The sequence below is a fragment of the Dendronalium phyllosphericum CENA369 genome, from assembly GCF_016056275.1.
GTDB lineage: Bacteria > Cyanobacteriota > Cyanobacteriia > Cyanobacteriales > Nostocaceae > Dendronalium > Dendronalium phyllosphericum.
Genome location: NZ_JAECZA010000015.1, coordinates 23,487 through 45,245, shown reverse-complemented (window position 1 = coordinate 45,245; position 21,759 = coordinate 23,487). Strand labels below are relative to the sequence as shown.

Genomic DNA, 21,759 nt, shown 5'->3' with positions numbered 1-21,759 from the left:
CTATATTCTCAATTTTGTTCTAATAGAGAAGCTATAGTCATAGTTTTCCCTGAAATATCAGTTAAATAATTAGTCGCACAAATTAAATTGCAACATCTCAAATCGTGCCACACCAGTAGGCTAACGCACTACCAGATATTTTAGTCGCGCCTAAACAACCCAAATAAAGGAGCGAGAATCATCCCAAAAACAAAACCGCCAATGTGTGCCCAGTAAGCTACTCCGCCTGTTTCTACACTCATATTAGCGGCTGCTTGCAAGCTGGCTAGACCGGATATAACATTCTGAATAAAGAAAATTCCGATCATTAACATTGCGGGAACGCTGATTGTAGTGACAAAAAAACCTAAAAAAATTAAAGTTGTAATTCTTGCATGAGGAAAGCGAATGATGTATGCGCCCAAAACTCCAGAAATCGCGCCACTCGCACCTAAAGAAGGAATTTCTGAATTCATGCCAATAAACCACTGACACAAAGCAGCTAAAGCACCACACGCCAAATAAAAAATTAAATATTTTAAATGTCCTAAGCGTTCTTCAATATTGTTGCCAAAGACCCAGAGAAATATCATATTTGATATCAAGTGCCACCAACCACCATGTAAAAATTGTGATGTAAATAATGTTGTCCACTCCCCGGCTAAGTTGGTGGTTAACTCTTCCGGTACTACTGCATAAAGGTGCAAAAATTCCTGTAATTGTCTATTGGACAGAGTGACTTCATGAAGAAAAACTATAATATTCATTCCAATCAACCCGTAAGTGATATACGGGGTGATTCGCGTCGGGTTTTCGTCGTAGAGGGGAAACACAGGTATTTTTTGCTAATTATTCATTAATTGCAATATAACTTGTGTGGCTGGCAGCTAAAAATTTTTAGCTCAATTCACTTTTGAAATTAACCAGCCAGCAAGCAAGTTCCCCCAATCCCGTAAAGAATTATTGATACCAGGATTCTTCTGGAGATTTGTCGCTAAACAAACCTAACAACGGCCCAAGAATCGCTCCAAAGAGAAAGCCGCCTGCATGTGCCCAGTAAGCGATACCACCGCTTTCCATACCGATATTAGTAGGTGTTTCTAGACTAGCAACTCCATAAAAAGCCTGCTGGAGAAACCAAAATCCTAAAAAGAAATATGCGGGGACGCGGAAAGTCGGGAAAAAGATCCCCAAAGGTACTACACCAATAATTTCGGCTAGGGGAAAACGGAGAATGTATGCTCCCATAACACCAGCGATCGCACCACTCGCCCCTAAAGAAGGAATGTTAGAATCTTGAGCGAAGTACCATTGAGTTAAAGATGCTAAAATCCCGCAACCCAAATAGAAAAACAAATATTTGAAATGGCCTAACTTATCTTCAACGTTGTTGCCAAAAATCCAGAGAAACAACATGTTACCAGCTAGGTGCAATAAACCCCCATGCAAAAATTGGGAGCTAATTAAGGTCGCCCACTCTGGTACTGGCTGATGCAAAGAGACACCACCAAAGCTGAGGCTAAGTTCTCGCGGAACTACAGCTGCAAGATGTAAAAACCCATTTAATGCCTGTGGGGGAAGACTTGCTTCATAAATAAACGCTAGAACATTAACAGCAATCAGCCCATAAGTCACATAAGGCGTGATTGTTATGGGATTATTATCTTTAATTGGAACCACGGGCGTTTTTCCTGATTTTTAAGACACTAGCCTCACAATACTGAATTATTTGAGTATTATCTTCTACCTCGTGGATGGACTAGTTTTAGACTAGCTTTAGATTTAAGATTGACTGCTAATTCATCTTGGGGAAGATGAAGCGATCGCTTTGGGTGCAGCTTTTTGATTACTGTGGTCTGATTTCAGTAAAATAGTGCTTGCACTGCTTTGGCTAAGTTTGTCAAGCAGTTAAATAAATCCATTGCACCAATGAACTGGCTAGCTCATTTATTTTTATCTGAACCTAATGTTGAGAGTAGGTTAGGCAATCTCTTAGCTGACATTGTTAAGGGGTCAGCTCGCCAGACATTAAATTCTCATCTCCAGCGAGGAATTGAATGTCATCAAGTAATCGATAAGTTTACAGATACTCACATAGTTGTGCAGCGCAGCAAAGAGCGCATTGATTTAAACTACAGGCGATTTTCTGGAGTGCTTGTAGATGTTTTTTACGACCACTTCCTGGCAAAAAATTGGTCTGATTATTCTCATGTGACTCTTGATGAATTTACAGCAGAGATTTACGAGTCGTTTCAAGCTTATCAAGGTGAGATACCTGCGATCGTCAGTGAAGTAATTAATCGCGTGGCAACTGAAGATTGGTTGGGTTCTTATCGCAATGTGGTAGGTGTAGAAAACACCTTGGAAAGGATATCAAAGCGGCTGTCGAGAAAGTTGAACAGGTCTTTTATATTAACTAACGCTGTTAGCGAACTTATAACTCACTATGATGCGTTTGAGTATGACTTTCAAGAGTTCTTTCCAGAATTATTTTTTCACGTGCAGAATTGGTATATTATCTAGTTAATCTTCCTTCTTTTAACCTTAGATTTATATGCTGTAAGTAAGCTTGTTTGCGTTTACTCCTATACGAGCAATATGTGAGTTTACGAACCCATCGGAGTTTACATAAAATAGAACACGAATTCTATTGTTATAGGGATATATATCCCCATTTAAAACTAATTTTGAATAGTTAAACCACCATCTAAAACTAATGAATGCCCAATAACAAATTTAGCTGAATCTGAACATAGCCATAATACTGCCTGAGCAATCTCTTCTGGTGTACCTAATCGTTTTATAGGATATTGATTGCCATAATTCTTGATTGTTTCCTCACTTAAAGCTGACATTACCATAGGAGTTATAATAGTTCCTGGGCAAACAGCATTAATTCTAATACCATCCTTAGCATATTGTACAGCTAAAGATTTAGTAAGTCCTAATACTGCATGTTTGCTAGTACAATAAAAATGAATATTATGTTGCGGTTTATTTTCTTGTTCATTATTACTTAAATTAGCAGCAATTAATCCTCTAATAGAAGCATTATTTACAATTGCACCACCACCATTTTTACGCATTTCTGGAATTTGATATTTCATACATAGCCAAACTCCCTTCAAATTAGTATTAATAACTTGATTCCAATTCTCTTCAGATTCATCTATATTGACTTTGAGAATTCCAGGAGTTCCAGCATTATTAAAAGCATAATCTAAACGACCAAATGTTTTAACTGTTTGGCTTATTAAATTTTTAACTTCTGTTTCTTGAGTAATATCTGTAGGGATAAAAATACTTGAACTACCTGCTTTTTCAATTAAATCAACAGTCTCTTCACCTTCTTGAATTCTTCTGCCAGCGATCGCTACTTTTGCCCCTGACTCAGCAAAAGCTAATGCTGTAGCTTTGCCAATACCAGAATTACCTCCTGTAATCAGAACAACTTTATCAGTAAATTGCTTCATAATTGAATAGTTTTACCCTTATTCAGAATTTAGTCGAATTATGTGTAAGCACATAAAGCGGAATTTTGTTAACAAAGTTATAGGGATTTTAGCCCCCATAATTCGCGTATAAGCTGACATTTCTAGTGTCAATCCTCTTAAGCTTATCAATAAATTGAGGAGATTGAAACTTCGACATCAGGTAGATAAACAGCATCAAATTCAAAATCGTTTACTTTGTATTTTTTCTCATTAATACTATTTTTATCCACGCAAATAGTCTGATTGACTACTCTGTTATCTCCCGCATATTTAGCTTGTATTTTGTAAAATTTATCATCTTTATATACAACAAAATCGAAAGATAAATGCTCACAAATGACTGGTGTGAGAATCAAATAACCTTTAAAAGTAAGATCGGCGATCGCTTTTATTGCAGCAATATCACCCTTATTCTTTGTATGATGCAACACTAACGAACCCTCAACCAGAGATAATTGCATCCACTTTACAACACTTAAGGGTTCGTCTTGAGTTAAAACGAGCGCGGCAGGACTCGAACCTGCGACCAACGGATTAGAAATCCGTGGCTCTATCCACTGAGCTACGCGCCCAAGTTAAAACGGTGGCTCACAAAGGAGTCAACGGTACAATTATACCGTTTTCCCCTACCAAGAAGCAAACGAAAATTGCAGATTCCTCAAAAGCAAGGCTAAGATTCAAGTCGCTAGTTAGTTAGCGTAGGCTAAAAACGAAGTAAATGGGCTATTCATCAGCTATATTATTTAGCCAATGGGTGGTTATTTGCGTGTTGTGGCTTACTATAGGGTAGCGATATAGAGCGATCGCACAGCTTACTCTCATGACACGCTAGGTAATCGCACTCTTGGCGATACAGCCAAATCAGATTATAGATCGCATATCAAGAAAGCCCCTGTGAGGAGTTATTTGCTAGTGCCATGTTTATTCTCAAACGGCAGGATGTTGAAATATCGAGTATTCAGCACCCAAAACGGGATCAGCAAGTGCCGATCCTCCATTATCAGGGGCAAACCTTTCGTTTGATTAGCGTCTTCAAAGCTGGTCAAGAGGAAGAAGCTAGAGGTTTGTGGAGAGAGTTAACTGACAACCGAGGTAAAGCCTGTGTCTTGCTGGAGGAGCCAGACCGCTTTAGTGTTTGGGGTAAAGTCCGCTTAGACCAGCTAGGTAGTGACACAGGCGGTCATGGCAAAAATGGTATTTACGTCCAAGCCTGTCTTTTGCTGCTGCAAGCGATTTACATGGATATTGAAGAGTTTTTGGGTACTCGGCAAGCGTCATTATTTCAGAAAGATATTGCAGAAATATTACGGCAACAGAAATTTCCGGAAGCATCGACTCCAGAAGCAGTCAAAAACTTGGTGACGACTATAAACCCCTTAGATGCAGCCAAACTTCCTCCTTGGCAAGAAAACCATGTAGTGAGTCTCTTGCAAGAACTGCATAAACTAGGGAAAACATATTTTGGTAATGTTAACTTTGCCCATAAAGTTACTGATAGATTACAAGATATGGCAGAAGGAGAGCGATCGCTGTTTATCTCTTGGCTAAATCAATCTTCACTGAGTAAACTGTGGCAATAGCAGGGAAAGTGTTGGAAAAAGTGCGGCTATTGATAGTTGCTTTTGACGTTAAATTGTGCATTGCTGGACAAATAGACCCCTTACCACACAGTCCTGTACCTGAAAAAACCGCCAGAGTGCATTTACACAGTCAAATCCTATGAGTAGCTCATCCAACAGTTCATACCGTTCTAAATCTCTATTTACAAATCAGAACATCATACTGGCTAGCATTGGCTGGGGCGTGCTGGCCCTGTTATACTTTTTGTTATTTAGTGCCAAAGTTCCAGGGGCAGATGGCATCGAAAGCCGTGCCGAGTGGTATGTAATTGGTACAAATATTTTTGAAGCGTTAGCTTACCTGGGTGCTGGTATTTTATGCTTGAGGAACTGGCGTAGCCCACAAATTGTCAGTAGCAGGAATGTTTGGCTTGCAATTGCCGTAGGTATGCTGTCTTATTTCCTGGGAGGGATATTTTTCGGCTATACGGAAATAGTTCTAAAAGAAGAACCTGATGTGTCTATCGGCGATGTATTTTTTGTACTGACTTATTTATCTCTTGGCACAGGCATGATTTTAGCAGTCACTTCCAGACGAATCAATTTAGAAAAATGGCAATGGCTAATTGTGTTGGCAATTGGACTGTTCGGCAGTTTATTGGCATGGTGGATTTCCATGCAACAGGCAAGACCCACAGAATTATTAGTCGCTATTTTAAATTGGTTTTACGTAGTTAGCGATGTATTTCTGTTGATTATTGCTACCACACTACTGCTAGCCTTTTGGGGAGGACGAGTTGCTCAGTCTTGGCGAATGATTGCAGCGGCCGCGTTTTCGCTCTACATTGCAGATATGTGGTTTAAATATGCCCAAGGGCCTAATTATCAAAGTGGAGAAATACTAGAAGTGTTTTGGGTATTTAGTGGAGTGTTATTTGCTATGGGCGCTGTCCTAGAACATGATGCATCATTAAGCCGAACTCGGCGGGAGCGCGGACGAAAACGAGCATAAAAAAGTTTTTTGGTATCTACCGTGAGAAAACTAACAGATTCTGACAAGCAAGAAATTCTTAAGTTATATCGAGAGACTGCTGAAACGACCTCAACTTTGGCAGAACGCTACGATGTGAGTAACTCGACGATTAGCCGCCTGCTCAAAAGTACTTTACCAGAAGACGAGTACGAATACCTCGTTTCTTTAAAACGTGCTGCTAGAACTCCTGAAGGCAGAGCACAGGTAAGCTACGAGCAGTTACCTTTACTGAGTCAGCTAGAGCCAAGCCCAGAACTTCCCAGCAACGAAAGCCCCCGCTTGAAGTTGCCAGTGAAGCAGCAAGAACCAATAGTAGAGATACAAACCCAACAAGAAGAGGCTGAGGAAGATTTAACATCTGCTAATAGACGGGTGAAACGGCGTTCTTCAGCGACGGAAAAACCAAAGCTAAAATCGCCAAAACAACTAGAACTCGTAGAAGAAAAGCCGCCGGAAATAGTTAGCATTCCCAGCCCAATTTTGGAGGACGAACGTCCAGAGGCAACTGTAGTTGCCCAAATGCTAGTAGGTGAAGACCTGCTAGACGAGTCAGAAGATTTGGACGATTTAGAAGAGGACGATTTAGAAGAGGACGATTTAGACGAAGACTATGATGATGAGGAAGAAGACGACGACTATTTAGATGAGCCAAGACCTTTAGTAACAAGACGCAGACTAGGTGAAATACCAGTACAAGTCTTGCCATTGTCAGCAGCCTCTTTGCCCAAGACTTGCTATTTGGTCATTGACCGCGCCTCGGAATTAATTACCCGACCACTCAGGGATTTTGGGGACTTAGGGCAAATTCCTAACCTCGAAACCCAGCAAAGAACTTTGCCGGTGTTTGATAACCATCGAGTAGCAAAGCGCTTTTCTACCAAACGCGATCGCGTAATTAAAGTCCCCGATAGTAAAATGCTGCATAAGGCTCGTACTCATTTGCAAGCCAAAGGCATTACACGGCTGTTGATTGATGGTCAAGTCTACTCCCTGTCTACAGTCTAAGATTGGGGATTGGGTATTGGGTACTAGGGATTGGGTATTAGGAAGAAAAATTAATTTAGTTCGCTAAATTTTTTCCTAGTCCTCAGTCCCTTAACTGTAAACAGCAGCCGCAAAACTGGTTGCTAGCTTAACGATGTTATCTTTACAGGCAATTTGGTCAATCCATGCTTGGGGAATATTTTCTACGCCGTAGTAAATTCCGGCTAAACCACCAGTCACAGCTGCGGTAGTATCTGTATCTCCACCTAAATTTACAGCTTTCAGTACTGCCTCAGAGTAGGATGAGCTATTTAGCAAACACCACAAAGATGCCTCTAGGGTATCAATTACATAGCCGCCAGAATTAATCTCTTCAACTGACAGGTTGGCAATTTCACCACTGAATACTCTATCGAAATGGGGCTTTTCTAAAAGATATTCATCAGCAGAATAAAGGGATTGAATTTTATTTAAACCTTCCAGATAAGCTGCTTGGGGATTAGCTCCTTTTAGCAGTTCCTCAGCAATACTAATATAAATGCCACAGGCCATTTGGGAGCGGAGATGAGCGTGGGTAATGCAAGAAACTTGATGCACCCGCAAAATCAATTCGCTAAAAGTTAAGCTTTTGTGACAGTAAGCCATTGGCAAAATTCTCATCAAAGAACCATTACCATTACTGTTTTCACCAGTTCCTCCTGCTTTTAAGGGTGGAATTCCTTGTTTCCAATTCACAATTGCCAAAAATGTGGTGTTACCGATGTCAAATACTTCGCCTTGAGGTGTCCAGTAACCGTCGTTGTACCAGCGCCAAAAGGAACGAGCTATGGCATCTAGTGAAAATCCCTCACAAAGGCTGTCTACTAGGCAAAAAGTTAGCGAACTGTCATCCGACCAAGTGCCAGCAGGAACATCCCAAGTTCCGTAACCTAGCATCGATGTGACTGGAGATTTAACTCGTTCGGCGCGGCTAGTAAACTCCACTGGCACACCCAACGCATCACCGACACATAAACCCATCAACCCAGACAACGCCTTGGCAGTGGTTAGCATTGTTCAATCAGTATGTAATTCTATAAGTAATTTTACTGTTGAAAAGCCACTATTAACCACTGAGTATCATCATTAGCTGTATACTGCGGCTGCAAAACGTTTTGCTAAGTTAATAATGTCCTGCTTGCGGGCAATTTGATTCATCCATTGTTGGGGAATACCTTCTACACCATAGTAAATTCCAGCTAACCCACCTGTGACGGCGGCGGTGGTATCTGTATGTCCACCTAAATTTATAGCTTTCAGCACCGCTTCGCTGTAAGAGGAGCTATTTAATAAACACCACAAAGATGCTTCTAGGGTATCAATTACATAGCCCTCAGAATTAATCTCTGCAACTGGCAGCTTGGCAATTTCACCGCTGAATACTCTCGTAAAATGCGGCATTTCGTCAACGAAGTTAGGGACTGAATAAATTTTCTGGCTATTTTTTAACCCTTGTAAATAAGCTTCTTGAGGGTTAAACCCTTCTAGCAGGGCAATTGCAATACTAATATAAATGCCACAGGCCATTTGCGATCGCGCGTGAGCATGGGTAATGGCAGAAACATCATGCACCCGCGAAATTAATTCACTAAAAGTTAAGCTTTTATGACAGTAAGCCATCGGCAAAATTCTCATCAAAGAACCATTGCCATTGCTCATTTCACTAGTTCCCCCTGCTTCTAAAGGTGGAACTCCTTGGTTGAGACGCATAATCACTGCATAAGTACTCTTACCTATGCCAAATATCTCTCCACGTGGAGTCCAGTAACCTGTCTTGTACCAACGCCAAAAGGAATTAGCTATTGCATCCAAGCAATAGCCTCTACAAAGACTTTGTACCAAGCAGAAAGTTAGCGAACTGTCATCTGACCAAGTTCCCGGCGGTTGATTCCATGTGCCATAACCTAGCATCGTTGTCACTGGAGATTTAACTCGTTCAGCACGGCTAGTAAACTCTACTGGCACACCCAACGCATCACCGACACATAAACCCATCAAACCAGACAACGTTTTTGTAGCGGTTAGCATTATTCATTCTCCATGAAAATTGCTAAAACTTAACTTTATATATTTCTTCTGGAGTTTGTTGCTATATCTGCTACACCCTAATCAATTTTGGATTTAGATTAAAATTACTGACTGTAAGACTATTCAAAAAACTCTATCTATTTACTTATCCTAATTAGGTATAAATTTGGAGTTTATCTGTTTTAAAGCAATCGAGTTGTAATTAAAAGATTATGCCAGTTAAAAAAGTGGCTATGTTAAGTTAAATATTCTAAATAGCAAGATATAAGCACTGAATAAAATTCGATTGAGTTGAGAAATAGCTGCGATCGCTATATTTTTTGGCATCAATAACAACAAATATTTAATAGCTTTCAAAAATTATTTGGAACATTTTTATACGTTTTCCGACTTGTAATGTAAAGGTAAAACCTACAATTTTTTGACAAATCATGAAAAATTTACTGAAGTCTTTGGTGACAATCTCTGCATTGTCTTCATGTATAATTGCGCCTTTTTTTCTCAGTGCTGGTCAAGCTTCTGCTGAAACAAAAAAGGGTACTGATGCTAGTTATATTGGTGCTGGTGTTGCAGCTGGCGTTACCAATGGCGGACAAAATAATGATGCTGCAAACTTGGGTGGTAATCTCACAGGTCGGGTAAAATTAGGAAATACACCATTTTCGGCACGCGGCAATGTTCTTTGGAATGACCAGACGAGTGCTATCATCCCAGAAGTTTCCGTAGATGTGCCAATTGCGAATAAAACTAACGCCTTTGTAACTGGTGGTTACTCTTTTCTAGATAAAGATGGTTCACCCAGTCCTCTGGGCAACAGAGATGCTGTAGTAGTGGGTGCTGGTGTGGAATCAGAAGTTGCTAAAAACTTCCTCGTCTACACAAATGCCAAAGTCGGACTTCGTGCTTACCAAAATAGCCCTGCTTCTGCTATCAGCATCAATGGCGGTCTAGGTTATCGCTTTAAGTAATAGGCTAAGAGTCAGAATTTAGTAACCTACTAACTTCTGACCTTTACTAAGTTCTAAATTACTCTATACTAATTACTCAGCACTCAGCACTCTTTACTCTAAAAGGCTGGTTTTGTTAAATGTTAGATCGTGGACAAAGCCAGCTTTTTGCCATGTTAAAATTAAATTATTTCCCATATTTCCGACCGGATTACCGGGAATCAATCAGCCGAAAGGGTGCTTCGGCGGTTACCGATGCCTTATTGAGAATAGTATACAACTCTAATGGTTAAATCTGCTCCTCCTCCAATCGCCAGCCGTAAGCCTTCCAAAGTCGAAGGACTCAAAGAAAATAGTAATTTTTTACGCGAACCTGTAGCAACACAAATTCTTGAGAATACTACTCACTTTAGCGAAGATGCGGTACAGATTCTCAAGTTTCATGGCTCCTACCAGCAAGATAACCGCGACAATCGCGTTAAGGGGCAGGAGAAAGATTACCAATTCATGCTGCGGACAAAAAATCCTGGTGGCTTTGTACCGCCACAACTGTACTTAGCCTTAGACAAGCTGGCTGATGAATATGGCAACCACACATTACGAGCAACCACTCGGCAAGGTTTTCAACTGCACGGGATTTTAAAGAAAAATCTCAAAACAGCAGTTGCCACCATTGTTAAAAATTTAGGTTCTACCTTGGGTGCTTGCGGCGATATCAACCGCAACGTCATGGCTCCACCAGTTCCCTTTAAAAATCGCTCAGATTACCAATATGCCTGGGAATATGCCCAGAATATCGCCGATTTGCTGTCACCGCAAACAGGCGCTTATTACGAAATTTGGCTGGACGGAGAAAAAGCCATTAGTGCTGAAGAAAACCCAGAGGTGAAGGCAGCAAGACAGCGTAACGGTAATGGCACAATTATCCATGACACTGAAGAACCGCTTTATGGCACTTACTATATGCCGCGCAAGTTCAAAATTTGCGTGACAGTGCCAGGGGATAATTCGGTTGATTTGTATTCCCAAGACCTGACTTTGGTAGTAATTACCAACAATCAAGGGGAACTGGAAGGATTTAACATCTTTGCTGGTGGCGGTTTAGGCAGAACGCATAACAAAGAAGAAACCTTTGCTAGACTGGCAGATCCAATTTGCTATGTGGCTAAAGAAGATGTTTACGACTTAGTGAAAGCAATTGTTGCTACTCAGAGAGATTATGGCGATCGCACCGACCGCCGTCATGCCAGATTAAAATACTTAATCAACGATTGGGGTGTTGATAAGTTCCGCGCCAAAGTCGAAGAATATTTTGGCAAACCAGTTGCACCCTTCCAACCATTACCAGAGTTTAAATATCAAGATTTCTTGGGCTGGCAGGAACAAGGCGATGGCAAACTGTTTTTGGGTATTTCTGTTGATAATGGTCGAGTCAAGGATGAAGGCTCATTTCAACTGAAAACCGCCTTACGAGAAATTGTCGAGCAATTCAATTTACCGATTCGCCTCACACCCAACCACAACGTCATTTTTTACGACATCGAACCAGACAACAAACAAGTCATTCAAGAGATTCTTGAACAGCGTGGTGTCGTCTCTGACCCTGACAAAATCGAACCTTTAGTGCGGTATGCAATGGCTTGCCCAGCTTTGCCGACTTGCGGCTTGGCAATTACCGAATCTGAACGGGCAATACCGGGAATTTTAGAACGAATTCGCACTCTATTAGATAAACTTGGTTTACAAAACGAGCATTTTGTGGTAAGAATGACAGGCTGCCCCAATGGCTGCGCTCGTCCCTACATGGCAGAATTAGGCTTTGTGGGTAGTGCTCCTGAATCTTATCAAGTTTGGCTGGGAGGTTCGCCCGATCAGACACGGTTAGCGCAACCTTACATAGAGCGGCTGCACCATAACGATATAGAAAGCTTCCTAGAGCCGATTTTTGTCTACTTTAAGAATTCGAGAAAATCCGGGGAAACCTTTGGGGATTTTTGCGATCGCGTTAGTTTTGATGCCATCCGTGAATTTGCTGCTCAGTACAAGCCGGAAACTACCGCAGCTGCGGAAGATAGTCAGGCGGCTCAGGTGACGGCTTTAGTAGCTAAGATAATTACTGCACCTAGTAGAGGGCGGCATCGCATCAGCCTTCATGATGATGTTTACAACAAATTGAAAGATACTGCTGCTAGCCAAGGTAAAACTATGACTGAATTAGCAAACGCAGCGCTCAAAATTTACCTAGAAATGGATTAATCTGCTAAGGCTAATTTTGAATTTAAAAGAGTCAGGAGTCAAAATTTATCAGACTCCTGACTTTTTCTATTTATTTTAATTACGAATTAGTATGCCTCAACTACAACGAATTGCGATCGCCCCCTCCCAATTTCAACAAGGGCAAATTTCGCTGACAAAAGAGCAACAACATTACTTAGGGCGAGTGTTACGTTTGCGTGAAGGCGATCGCTTTATTGCGATGGACGGTAGAGGAAAATGGTGGTTAGCACAGTTAGCAGCAGAGCAAGCGGAGGTTTTGGAACCATTAGCAGTAGCAACTGAGCTACCTGTATCAATTACGCTGATGGTGGCATTGCCCAAAGGCAACGGATTTGATGAAGTCGTGCGCTGCTGTACGGAATTAGGTGTAGCTTGTATTGCGCCAGTATTGAGCGATCGCACCTTATTAAATCCCAGTCCTCAAAAGCTCGAACGTTGGCGACGCATTGCCGCAGAAGCCGCGGAGCAATCAGAACGGTCTTTTGTACCAACAATTTTAGAACCTGTGGCTTTTAATTCTGCTGTGACTGCTGACGCGACAACTCAGCGTTATATTTGTGAGGCTCGTGGTGAGTATCCCCATTTAAAACATCTGATTAATTCTGTTTCTACAGAGATTATTGTTGCTACTGGCCCGGAGGGGGGATGGACAGAAAAAGAAATTGAGAATGCGATCGCGGCTGGATTTCAACCAGTTTCTCTAGGTCGTCGGATCTTGCGCGCAGTTACAGCACCAGTAGTAGCATTAACCTTAATTTCCGCAAGTTGTGAAGTATAAATGATGTATATCTCACGCAAAGATGCAAGATGAGATATTTCACAAACTGCATTGAAAGTAAGCGATGATCGAACAAGTTGCCACTGCCTTTGAGCGTAAAGACTATTACACAGCTGCTAAATTACTCAAACAGCTGCTAAATGAATCGCCAGACCATCCCTGGGTGCAATTTTATCTAGCAAGACTGCACGAAGTCTCCCAAAAGCACCAGGACGCTGAAAAAATATATCGGCAACTGCTGCAAAGCACAACTAATGCCAAGATATTGACGCAAGCTCGTCAAGGATTGCAACGGTTGCAAGAAATTGAGCAAGAAGAAAGACAAAGAGCGATCGTTAAAGCAACAGCTGAACCCAGTAATACTGAAGTTGGGGTACTAGTCTTAGAACCTCTAAATAACGAACTCAAAGCCGTAGCCACACCAAAATTTGCTCAGATTATGCAGATAGACCCTTATACTGCAAGATTAGTGCTACCAAGTCGTGGTTGGAGACTATACCGCACTGGCCAAATAGGAGAACTCAAATTTTTTGGGAAGCAGCTACAGAAAGCTGATATTCCTTGCTTCTGGACGACGATAACAAGCATTCAGCAAATTCAAGTTTTTCAAGTCCAACACTTCTCAGAATCTGACTCTCAAGCAACTGTTGTTTGTCGCAATGAAGCAAATCAACTTGGTTCCCTCACCTTTGAATGGTCAGAAGTCAAAGCACGAGTTTTAGGACTATTGCCAATTTTTGAAGAAGTTGTAGATGTTGATGCTCATCATCAACTAGAGCGCAAAACCAAAATTCAAGATTATATGCAATTTTATGATTTACACTTACCTAGCAGACGTTGTATTTTGCGAATTTATGACAATGGTTATGAATTCCAGCAAGGTCTAGAAATTACTCCTCAAGCTAGCCAAAATACAATCAGAATCAATTGGAATGGCTTACTAAGCTGGATTGACCAACAATTACCTCAAATTAAGCTGTGGTCTGATTTTACTCCTTTTGCAGAGACAGTATTAGATCAAACAGAAATGCTCGGTCGCATCGAGGCTCATATTCATCTGTTTCGTAGGGAACAGACGAATTGGGACCCGGCTTTTCATTTATATAGTGGACTGGTATTTGTGAATACTGCTAGAACAGCAGCTTAGTAGCAGATACAAACTTAAGCAACTTCTGGAGTGATAAATGAGAAATTTATCCAGTATGAATCGTACTTCCAAAAAATAAATTTAGTTATTCTTTGTGGGGATGAAACCTAATTCCTAAGAAAATATCGTAAACAAATTCAAAGAAGTCTTTTTTTTGTAATAATCCGGAAGTTTGATAGCATTCTTTTTCATCTAAAAGTGGCTTCATTACATAGTATGCAGGTTGGTAGTTATACCAAGGTATAGAAGGCCATAAATGATGAATTAAGTGATAATTTTGACCGAGAATCAAGATATTCAAAATTGGGTTGGGATAGACGCGGGCATTTTTCCAGCGATCGCGCTCTACAAAGGGACGATGTGGTAAATAATCAAAAAATAATCCCAGTGCTATCCCCACCAAAAACGCTGGGATAAACCAAAAATTCAGCAAGTAACCCAAAAAATGATATTGAACGGAGATATAAACAATTACACCCACAATCAAACGGCTGATAAACCATTCTAATAACTCATATTTCCGCCACAGTCGCCGCTGGAAGAAAAATACCTCATGGTATAAAAAGCGCACCGCAATCAACCACAGCGGCCCGCCTGTAGAGACATAATGATCTGGGTCGTCTTTGGGATCGTTCACATGGGCGTGATGCTGTAAATGCACGCGCGTAAACACTGGAAAAGCAAAAGCCAATATTAAAGCACTGCCGTGACCTAACATTGCATTCATCACTCGGTTGCGATGGGCAGCTTGGTGACAGGCATCATGAATCACTGTCCCAGAACAATGTAAGGCAATAGTGTTAATGCTAAAGCACAACCAGTGCGGCCATTGCCAAACCCAGTAACCAAAGTTAGATAAGATCAGCATGGTTACTGCTGTTAAAAACAGTAGCAATGTGGGATTAAAATCACCCGGAGGCGCTAAAAATTCTTTGGGCGGGACTTTCAGTGACTTCTGTGCCTCCAACGCGAGCATTCGTAACTCCTTCTTGAGCAAACATTACGAATATACGATAAATATTAGCATTTAATAAACTTATGTAAACTTTTGTAAAGCAAGATTTATCCACATCTTTACCTATCAGCAGATGAATAGCGCTATGATTCCAGACGAGACGAAAGTCTTTGCCGAGCAGTAGGGTGTGTCAACTAGTTACTAAATAGTTGATAGGAAAAAGTCTCTCTTGGGTAGGATGGAACCCAGATTGATGTACGATATCTACTCTATCCCAAAATCCCTAGAGAAAATGAGAGAGGGGAATCAACAATGTCACATTCAAAATTACTTTGACAAAGCTAATCTTTGTATTGCCTCTCTCAATACTTGAGTTACGGACATATTAGCGACTGAATATTAATAACTCCTAATTTACTATGAGTTTCTAGATATAACCCCACGCGCCTTTAGGCATAAAAGTTATGAAAATCCTGCTTCTGTTACTCAGCACTATTTCCCAGACAGTTCCCTAGAACCAGCCCCTATGCAATTAAGAGATTCTCTACGCAGAACAAAAATTGTTGCTACCATTGGCCCCGCTACTAGTAGCCCAGAAATGCTGAAGGCGATTATTGAAGCGGGTGCAACGACGCTACGGCTAAACTTCTCCCACGGAACTCATGCCGACCATCAGCGTAATATTCGCCTAATTCGCCAAACCGCCTTTGAACTAAATCAGCCAGTAGCAATTCTCCAAGACTTGCAAGGGCCAAAAATTCGTTTGGGGCGGTTTGAAAATGGTTCTATAGTTGTGGCTAAAGGCGATCGCTTCACCTTGACAAATCGCTCAGTAATCGGTACACAAGAAATTAGTTGCGTTACCTATGATTATTTAGCGGAAGAAGTACCCGTAGGTGCAAAAATCCTCCTCGATGACGGACGAGTAGAAATGTTGGTGGAGGAAATCAACCGCGACAAAGGTGACTTACATTGTCGCATCACTGTAGCTGGTAAACTATCTAACAACAAAGGTGTAAACTTTCCGGGAGTTTACTTATCGATTAAAGCCATGACCGACAAAGACCGCGAGGATCTGGTATTTGGTCTGGATCAAGGCGTAGACTGGGTAGCACTTTCTTTTGTTCGTAACCCCCAAGACATCATCGAAATCAAAGAGCTAATTTCCAGCACGGGCAAACAAGTACCAGTAGTTGCCAAAATTGAAAAGCATGAAGCGATCGAACAAATGGAGGCAGTTCTGGCTTTATGCGATGGCGTAATGGTTGCCAGAGGCGACTTAGGTGTGGAACTGCCAGCGGAGGATGTACCCGTACTGCAAAAGCGGCTGATTGCAACGGCTAATCGTTTGGGAATTCCCATCATCACAGCTACTCAGATGTTAGATAGTATGGTGAGCAATCCCCGCCCCACTCGTGCCGAAGTCTCGGATGTGGCAAACGCGATTTTGGATGGTACGGATGCAGTGATGCTCTCCAACGAAACTGCTGTTGGTAACTACCCAGTGGAAGCGGTGGCAACTATGGCGCGAATTGCCGAACGCATTGAGCAGGAAGAGGCGCACTCTACAGTCCGTCAGCTCAGAGATACGAGGCGTTCGATTCCCAATGCTATTAGTCAAGCTGTAAGTCAAATTGCCGAACAATTAGGAGCAGCGGCAATTATGACGCTGACGCAAACAGGGGCAACAGCTCGTAATGTCTCCAAATTCCGTCCCAGCACACCTATTTTGGCAGTTACACCCCACGTGAATGTAGCGCGGCAACTACAACTGGTGTGGGGAGTCAAACCGCTGTTAGTATTGGGGCTACCTTCTACAGGACAGACGTTTCAAGCTGCAATTAACGTGGCTCAGGAAAGGATGTTACTCAGTGAGGGCGATTTAGTGGTAATGACGGCTGGTACACTCCAAGGCGTTGCCGGCTCCACAGATTTGATTAAGGTTGAGGTGGTGACAGCAGTGCTAGGTCAAGGAATTGGACTAGGACAAGGTTCGGTAAGTGGTCGTGCTAGAGTCGCTCACACTGGACTGGAAGCAAGTAACTTTAATCCTGGAGATATTTTAGTTGCACCCCGCACTGGTGCTGATTTTGTGGAGGCAATTCGCAAAGCATCTGGGATTATTACAGAAGAAGAAAGTTTGACCAGCCATGCAGCGGTAATTGGTTTGCGTCTCGGCGTACCTGTGATTGTCGGCGTGAAGAAGGCAACGCAAGTAATTCGAGATGGAGCAATTTTAACGCTGGATTTGCAACGGGGTTTAGTTTACTCTGGGGCGGTGGGAACACCTTAGTATTCGACCACCCCAAAATTCTGGGTTAAGGCTGACACGGAGAGAAGTTGCGTGCGGAGAGAAGTGCAGTCTTGGGGAGACACTGCGTTGCCGAGGTTCCCTCGGTTGAAGCAAGTGTCGTCTTTGCCCAAGTGGAGCAACTTCGGAGGGTTCCCCCCGCCCTTGCAAACTTCGGGAGACGCGGGGATATGGGGACGCGGAGAATTTTTAACCTACCAAAGTTTCCTTGGCAGACCACTAGATAATTCGTAATTCGTAATTATGGATTATTGAAGAAATAACTACTCTGGTTGATTTTCAAATGTAACTCGTTCGTAAATCTGGCGGTGAGGAATTTGGCAGTTTGCAGAAACTAAAGTTAAAATTCCATCTTCATCGTCAGATTCTTTAAATAGCCAGTTACCTTCTGGAGTTTTGCTAAACTGCTCAATATGAATTTGATATTGATCGATTAATATATATTCTTGAAATTCGGGAAGAGAACGGTAATAAGTAAATTTATCACCTCTATCTCTACTACTAGTAGATTTAGAAAGTACCTCGAAAATAATACTGGGATTTAGCACTGTATCGGTGCGTCCTTCTTGGAAGATTGCTTGGTCTTTAATGATGAGAATATCTGGATATGTGTATTCGCGAAAACGAGGAATCCATAAACGTAAGTCACTAGTGTAAACGCGGTAATCTTGTTCTCTGAGTGCCAGACCCAAAGCAATTACTAGGTTGACAATAATTTGGTTATGATTAATCGAGCCTCCAGTTATAAGTACAATTTCCCCATCACGGTATTCGCTGCGGCACTCAGCAGTTTCTTCATGTGCAAAGTATTCCTCAATGGAGTATTGACGGGGCGGAGTTTGCACAACCATAAGATTAATTTTTGAAGTATTTGGCAAGCTAACTTTAGCCTAGCACTATAGATAACGTGATAAAACTTCCGCTGTAGCTTGTCCTGTTTTTTCCCAACTAAATTGATTTGCCCTAGCAATACCTTGGGTAGAAAGGCGCGATCGCAATCCAAAATCCTCAGCAATCATCTGCATCGCTGCTGTAATTTCTGCTGTGTTGTAGGGATCGATAAGAATGGCTACGTCGCCAGTAACTTCTGGTAAAGAGGAAAGGTTGGAGGTAATAACTGGTGTACCGCAAGCCATTGCTTCCAAGACAGGAAATCCAAAGCCTTCCCAGAGACTTGGGAAGACAAGAGCGATCGCACGATTAATTATCTTTGGCAATTCGCTGTAAGATACATAATTAAGAAATTTGACTCGATTAGTTATTCCCAGTTCCTCAACTTGCTTTTGTAAAACTGGAGTATAACGCGCATCGCTGGGGCCTGCTAACCACAGTTCATAATCGCTGTTTGGTAGTGCAGCAAAGGCGGCGATCGCTCGCTGGAGATTTTTGTAAGGGTCTTGGCGACCGATATAAAGAAAGTAGTTACCCTTAGGTAGATTGAGAAAGCGAAAGTGAGTGCGATCGTGAGCGAGGAGGATGGGGGTAATTTTGCTGGCTGGAATTTGATAAAAGTCGATAATGTCGTTAGCTGTCGCTTGAGAATTACAGATAATGTGTTGCGCTTGTCTCAGAACTTGGGGAATGTAGTAGCGGTGGTAGGGTGTCAACGGTGAAAAGCGTTTGGGAAAGCGCAGCGGTATTAAGTCGTGTGACATCACGACAAAACGACAGTTGGCGTACAGGGGTGCTTCTGGTAGGGGGGAAAATAAGAGGTGCGATCGTAACTTTTGATAAATTTGTGGCAGTTGAAATTGCGTCCAAACAAGCCGATTAAAATGTCCTTTTGTACCTTGAGCAGGAGTAAGATTATCTGGGACTGGATAGCAATTAAATTCGGGGTAGCTTTGGGCAGTTAATAAGGTAGGTTTGAGAAAATTTAAATAAGTAAAAATATTTTGGGCATAGTTACTTATGCCTGTTGGTTGATAAAAAACAATTGACAAATTAATAATTAATTTACTGAGAGCAGGCATTATTTACTATTTTCATTAAATAATGGTTTTATAAGCCTTTAATGTTTCTTTTGCTGTTTTTTCCCAGGAAAATAACTTTGCCCTTTCTTTTCCCTTACTAATTAATTCTTGTCGCAATTGAGAATCACTAATTATTTTCAAGATAGCTTCAGCTAATTGAATGTTATCATTAGGCTCAACTAGTATAGCTGCATCTCCTGCAACTTCTGGAATTGAAGAAGTGTCACTAGCAACGACTGGTGCGCCTAGCGTCATCGCTTCTAATATAGGCAAACCAAATCCTTCATAATAAGATGGATAAACAAAAACATCGGCTTTTGAGTAAAACAATGCTACTAATTCATTAGATAAGTAGTCTAAATGATGAATTTCATTTCTCCAAGGAGAAGTTTCTATACTTGCAAAGATTGGTTCGTAATTCCATCCTTTCTTACCAATTAGTATTAATTGATGATTGATTTTATGATGTTGTTTTAAAAAATTAAATGCTGTAATTATATTGTTGATATTTTTCCTTGGCTCTATTGTACTAACAAAGAGTAAATATGGTTTAGAAAAATCATAACTAACTTGCGTTTCTAAAGTTTGAATATCTTCATCAGATAAGTAATCGGGATAGTAGCGGCTAGCTAACGGAGTCACATAAATTTTTTCAGGGTCTACTTGTAAATACTCAATAATATCTTTTTTCGAGTTTTCAGAAATTGTTAAAACTAAGTCTGTCCATTGTAAACAACGCTTGACTTTTCTTGTATAAGTTTTAACAACCGAGTCTATGTGGTTAGGATATTTAATAAAAGTTAAATCATATATATTCATCACTTTTAAGCTTTGCTCGCAGGGATAAACTGAGTAATTTGTCCCATGTAATATATTTGGAAAACCAAAATATTTTTCAAAGTAAGATAAACTAGGCTTAAAAGAGATTGCTAATAATAAATCAGATATTCTCACGGGTAATGGAAGCAAGTATCTTTGAGAATACTGTTCAAGACAGTCAGGAAAACTTAAGTCGCCAACTAGCCAGTTATTAAGACGTGGTTGATAAACTACCCCTAATTGAAAGTCATTTTGCTCTTGTAGCGCCTGGAGTGAATGTATTAAATTAATAGTATAGAAGCCTACTCCACTTTGCTTTGGAGTTATCGGGGTTGCATCAACCACAATTTTTAGCATTAAAATTTTTAGATTACGCTATTGCTCAATTTTTTCAAGTCATAATCAACCATTAACTCAACCATCTGCTCAAAGGAATGCTGAGGCTGCCAACCAATATCAGTTTTAATTTTATCAATGCAACCAACTAACTGTACTGGTTCATCAGGTCGGTAAAATGCAGGGTCAACAGAGACATAATCTTGCCAATTAAGACTAACACAATTGAAAGCACATTCAACCAGTTCTTTGACGGAGTGAGTTTCACCACTAGCAATGATATAGTCGTTAGGTTGGTCTTGCTGTAACATTAACCACATGGCGTAAACTGCATCTTTGGCATAACACCAATCACGCCGCGCCTCTAGGTTCCCTAATTTTAGTTCGTTTGCCAAACCAAGTTTAATTTGAGCCGCTGCATGTGTGATTTTGCGAAATACAAACTCTATGCCACGTCGGGGTGATTCATGAGTATATGTGATACCGCAGCTGGTGTAAAGTTTATATTTTTGCCGATAATTGACACTCATCCAGTGAGCATAAGCTTTGGCAACACCGTAGGGGTTACGTGGACGGAAGGCTGTACGTTCAGTTTGTGGTGATTCGTCTGGTTGACCAAAGACTTCGCTACTAGACGCTTGGTAAAATTTAGCATCTGGTTTGCAGCGACGGATAGATTCTAAAAGCCGAGAGACACCCAAAGCTGTGTATTCAGCGGTCAGGGCTGGTTGGGTCCAGGATAGAGGAACATAGCTTTGGGAAGCGAGGTTATAGATTTCATCAGGTTGTGATTCTGCAATCACATCCATCAATGAAGATTGATCCAAAAGATCGCCTGCTACAATTTGAATGTCACCTGAAAGATGGGTAATACGTTCTAGGTTGCTAGTACTGGAACGACGGACTAGACCAAATACTTGGTAGCCTTTGACTAGTAAGAGTTCTGCAAGATAAGAACCGTCTTGTCCAGTTAATCCCGTGATTAATGCTTTTTTGCTCATTTGATTATGGTTGGTCTTCAAAAATACTTCGGACAGTTTTTTACAATTTTATTAAATCTTGCAGTACCAAGTTACAGCATAATTAATGAATTATCTAAA

General features: G+C 41.2%; 21 protein-coding genes and 1 tRNA gene. 10 read left to right on the top strand and 12 right to left on the bottom strand.

What is annotated here, in order from left to right; genetic code table 11:
* Positions 1-140 precede the first annotated feature (140 nt).
* Together I8752_RS06320 and I8752_RS06315 are read right to left on the bottom strand one after the other, a co-directional pair.
* Positions 141-812 (bottom strand): rhomboid family intramembrane serine protease, encoded by a 672-nt coding sequence (locus tag I8752_RS06320; protein WP_214431456.1) that lies wholly within the window; start codon positions 810-812, stop codon positions 141-143.
* Positions 813-939: 127 nt separating this feature from the next.
* A complete protein-coding gene (locus I8752_RS06315) occupies positions 940-1,659 on the bottom strand; it encodes a rhomboid family intramembrane serine protease (protein WP_214431455.1) in 720 nt (239 codons plus the stop codon).
* A gap of 207 nt (positions 1,660-1,866) precedes the next feature.
* Between I8752_RS06315 and I8752_RS06310 the strand changes: the two genes are divergently transcribed.
* Positions 1,867-2,502, top strand: coding sequence for an acyl carrier protein phosphodiesterase (locus tag I8752_RS06310; protein ID WP_225895474.1), 636 nt, complete (start codon positions 1,867-1,869; stop codon positions 2,500-2,502).
* 158 nt (positions 2,503-2,660) lie between these two features.
* Here I8752_RS06310 and I8752_RS06305 read toward each other — a convergent pair whose 3' ends face one another.
* The 3 genes from I8752_RS06305 to I8752_RS06295 all read right to left on the bottom strand — a co-directional run bounded on the left by I8752_RS06305 (position 2,661) and on the right by I8752_RS06295 (position 4,045).
* Positions 2,661-3,452: a glucose 1-dehydrogenase gene (locus I8752_RS06305; protein ID WP_214431453.1), complete on the bottom strand. Its 792-nt coding sequence runs from the start codon at positions 3,450-3,452 to the stop codon at positions 2,661-2,663.
* Between the two features lie 146 nt (positions 3,453-3,598).
* A complete protein-coding gene (locus I8752_RS06300) occupies positions 3,599-3,934 on the bottom strand; it encodes a group I intron-associated PD-(D/E)XK endonuclease (RefSeq protein ID WP_225895473.1) in 336 nt (111 codons plus the stop codon).
* Positions 3,935-3,972: 38 nt separating this feature from the next.
* Positions 3,973-4,045, bottom strand: a tRNA-Arg gene (locus I8752_RS06295).
* Between the two features lie 345 nt (positions 4,046-4,390).
* On the opposite strand from I8752_RS06295, the gene I8752_RS06290 reads away from it, so the two are divergent.
* Genes I8752_RS06290 through I8752_RS06275 form a run of 4 tightly spaced genes read left to right on the top strand, consistent with a single transcriptional unit; the run spans position 4,391 to position 7,070 of the window.
* Positions 4,391-5,053, top strand: a complete 663-nt coding sequence (locus I8752_RS06290; RefSeq protein WP_214431451.1) for an Npun_F0813 family protein — start codon at positions 4,391-4,393, stop codon at positions 5,051-5,053.
* Positions 5,044-5,196, top strand: coding sequence for a hypothetical protein (locus I8752_RS06285; protein WP_214431450.1), 153 nt, complete (start codon positions 5,044-5,046; stop codon positions 5,194-5,196). The genes I8752_RS06290 and I8752_RS06285 overlap by 10 nt, the downstream gene beginning before the upstream one ends.
* Positions 5,193-6,044 carry a hypothetical protein gene (locus tag I8752_RS06280; protein ID WP_214431449.1) on the top strand — a complete coding sequence of 284 codons (852 nt, stop codon included), beginning with the start codon at positions 5,193-5,195 and terminating at the stop codon, positions 6,042-6,044. The genes I8752_RS06285 and I8752_RS06280 overlap by 4 nt, the downstream gene beginning before the upstream one ends.
* Before the next feature lie 21 nt (positions 6,045-6,065).
* Positions 6,066-7,070 (top strand): transposase, encoded by a 1,005-nt coding sequence (locus I8752_RS06275; protein WP_214431448.1) that lies wholly within the window; start codon positions 6,066-6,068, stop codon positions 7,068-7,070.
* Between the two features lie 90 nt (positions 7,071-7,160).
* On the opposite strand, the gene I8752_RS06270 is transcribed toward I8752_RS06275, so the two are convergent.
* Positions 7,161-8,102 (bottom strand): ADP-ribosylglycohydrolase family protein, encoded by a 942-nt coding sequence (locus tag I8752_RS06270; protein ID WP_214431447.1) that lies wholly within the window; start codon positions 8,100-8,102, stop codon positions 7,161-7,163.
* Positions 8,103-8,174: 72 nt separating this feature from the next.
* Positions 8,175-9,116: an ADP-ribosylglycohydrolase family protein gene (locus I8752_RS06265; RefSeq protein WP_214431446.1), complete on the bottom strand. Its 942-nt coding sequence runs from the start codon at positions 9,114-9,116 to the stop codon at positions 8,175-8,177.
* A 431-nt stretch (positions 9,117-9,547) separates the two neighbouring features.
* Here I8752_RS06265 and I8752_RS06260 point away from each other — a divergent pair, with 431 nt between their 5' ends.
* The 4 genes from I8752_RS06260 (at position 9,548) to I8752_RS06245 (ending at position 14,265) form a co-directional block, all read left to right on the top strand.
* Positions 9,548-10,084: a porin family protein gene (locus I8752_RS06260; RefSeq protein WP_214431445.1), complete on the top strand. Its 537-nt coding sequence runs from the start codon at positions 9,548-9,550 to the stop codon at positions 10,082-10,084.
* A 264-nt stretch (positions 10,085-10,348) separates the two neighbouring features.
* A complete protein-coding gene (gene sir / locus I8752_RS06255) occupies positions 10,349-12,319 on the top strand; it encodes a sulfite reductase, ferredoxin dependent (RefSeq protein WP_214431444.1) in 1,971 nt (656 codons plus the stop codon).
* 91 nt (positions 12,320-12,410) lie between these two features.
* On the top strand, positions 12,411-13,118 hold the full coding sequence (locus I8752_RS06250; RefSeq protein WP_214431443.1) for a 16S rRNA (uracil(1498)-N(3))-methyltransferase: 708 nt from the start codon (positions 12,411-12,413) through the stop codon (positions 13,116-13,118).
* A gap of 64 nt (positions 13,119-13,182) precedes the next feature.
* Entirely contained in the window at positions 13,183-14,265 is a 1,083-nt protein-coding gene (locus I8752_RS06245; protein WP_214431442.1) for a tetratricopeptide repeat protein, read from the top strand.
* An 85-nt stretch (positions 14,266-14,350) separates the two neighbouring features.
* On the opposite strand, the gene crtR is transcribed toward I8752_RS06245, so the two are convergent.
* Complete coding sequence (crtR, locus tag I8752_RS06240; protein ID WP_214431441.1) at positions 14,351-15,241, bottom strand: beta-carotene hydroxylase; 891 nt, start codon at positions 15,239-15,241, stop codon at positions 14,351-14,353.
* A 505-nt stretch (positions 15,242-15,746) separates the two neighbouring features.
* Between crtR and pyk the strand changes: the two genes are divergently transcribed.
* Positions 15,747-17,513 (top strand): pyruvate kinase, encoded by a 1,767-nt coding sequence (gene pyk / locus I8752_RS06235; protein ID WP_214431440.1) that lies wholly within the window; start codon positions 15,747-15,749, stop codon positions 17,511-17,513.
* Positions 17,514-17,794: 281 nt separating this feature from the next.
* Here pyk and I8752_RS06230 read toward each other — a convergent pair whose 3' ends face one another.
* The 4 genes from I8752_RS06230 to I8752_RS06215 are packed head-to-tail and all read right to left on the bottom strand — an operon-like array spanning position 17,795 to position 21,660.
* Positions 17,795-18,382, bottom strand: coding sequence for a Uma2 family endonuclease (locus I8752_RS06230; RefSeq protein WP_214431439.1), 588 nt, complete (start codon positions 18,380-18,382; stop codon positions 17,795-17,797).
* A 45-nt stretch (positions 18,383-18,427) separates the two neighbouring features.
* Positions 18,428-19,504 (bottom strand): glycosyltransferase family 4 protein, encoded by a 1,077-nt coding sequence (locus I8752_RS06225; RefSeq protein ID WP_214431438.1) that lies wholly within the window; start codon positions 19,502-19,504, stop codon positions 18,428-18,430.
* Between the two features lie 15 nt (positions 19,505-19,519).
* Positions 19,520-20,668 carry a glycosyltransferase family 4 protein gene (locus I8752_RS06220; RefSeq protein ID WP_318780819.1) on the bottom strand — a complete coding sequence of 383 codons (1,149 nt, stop codon included), beginning with the start codon at positions 20,666-20,668 and terminating at the stop codon, positions 19,520-19,522.
* A gap of 20 nt (positions 20,669-20,688) precedes the next feature.
* Positions 20,689-21,660, bottom strand: a complete 972-nt coding sequence (locus I8752_RS06215; protein ID WP_214431436.1) for a GDP-mannose 4,6-dehydratase — start codon at positions 21,658-21,660, stop codon at positions 20,689-20,691.
* Between the last annotated feature and the right edge of the window lie 99 nt (positions 21,661-21,759).

What these genes read in the sequence shown, in the direction of transcription:
- I8752_RS06225 (WP_214431438.1), bottom strand. Translation starts at nt 19,504, where the DNA reads ATGCCTGCTCTCAGTAAATTAATTATTAATTTGTCAATTGTTTTTTAT.
- pyk (WP_214431440.1), top strand. Translation starts at nt 15,747, where the DNA reads ATGCAATTAAGAGATTCTCTACGCAGAACAAAAATTGTTGCTACCATT.
- I8752_RS06290 (WP_214431451.1), top strand. Translation starts at nt 4,391, where the DNA reads ATGTTTATTCTCAAACGGCAGGATGTTGAAATATCGAGTATTCAGCAC.
- I8752_RS06245 (WP_214431442.1), top strand. Translation starts at nt 13,183, where the DNA reads ATGATCGAACAAGTTGCCACTGCCTTTGAGCGTAAAGACTATTACACA.
- I8752_RS06305 (WP_214431453.1), bottom strand. Translation starts at nt 3,452, where the DNA reads ATGAAGCAATTTACTGATAAAGTTGTTCTGATTACAGGAGGTAATTCT.
- I8752_RS06260 (WP_214431445.1), top strand. Translation starts at nt 9,548, where the DNA reads ATGAAAAATTTACTGAAGTCTTTGGTGACAATCTCTGCATTGTCTTCA.
- I8752_RS06230 (WP_214431439.1), bottom strand. Translation starts at nt 18,382, where the DNA reads ATGGTTGTGCAAACTCCGCCCCGTCAATACTCCATTGAGGAATACTTT.
- I8752_RS06215 (WP_214431436.1), bottom strand. Translation starts at nt 21,660, where the DNA reads ATGAGCAAAAAAGCATTAATCACGGGATTAACTGGACAAGACGGTTCT.
- I8752_RS06270 (WP_214431447.1), bottom strand. Translation starts at nt 8,102, where the DNA reads ATGCTAACCACTGCCAAGGCGTTGTCTGGGTTGATGGGTTTATGTGTC.
- I8752_RS06265 (WP_214431446.1), bottom strand. Translation starts at nt 9,116, where the DNA reads ATGCTAACCGCTACAAAAACGTTGTCTGGTTTGATGGGTTTATGTGTC.
- I8752_RS06300 (WP_225895473.1), bottom strand. Translation starts at nt 3,934, where the DNA reads ATGCAATTATCTCTGGTTGAGGGTTCGTTAGTGTTGCATCATACAAAG.
- I8752_RS06280 (WP_214431449.1), top strand. Translation starts at nt 5,193, where the DNA reads ATGAGTAGCTCATCCAACAGTTCATACCGTTCTAAATCTCTATTTACA.
- sir (WP_214431444.1), top strand. Translation starts at nt 10,349, where the DNA reads ATGGTTAAATCTGCTCCTCCTCCAATCGCCAGCCGTAAGCCTTCCAAA.
- I8752_RS06250 (WP_214431443.1), top strand. Translation starts at nt 12,411, where the DNA reads ATGCCTCAACTACAACGAATTGCGATCGCCCCCTCCCAATTTCAACAA.
- crtR (WP_214431441.1), bottom strand. Translation starts at nt 15,241, where the DNA reads ATGCTCGCGTTGGAGGCACAGAAGTCACTGAAAGTCCCGCCCAAAGAA.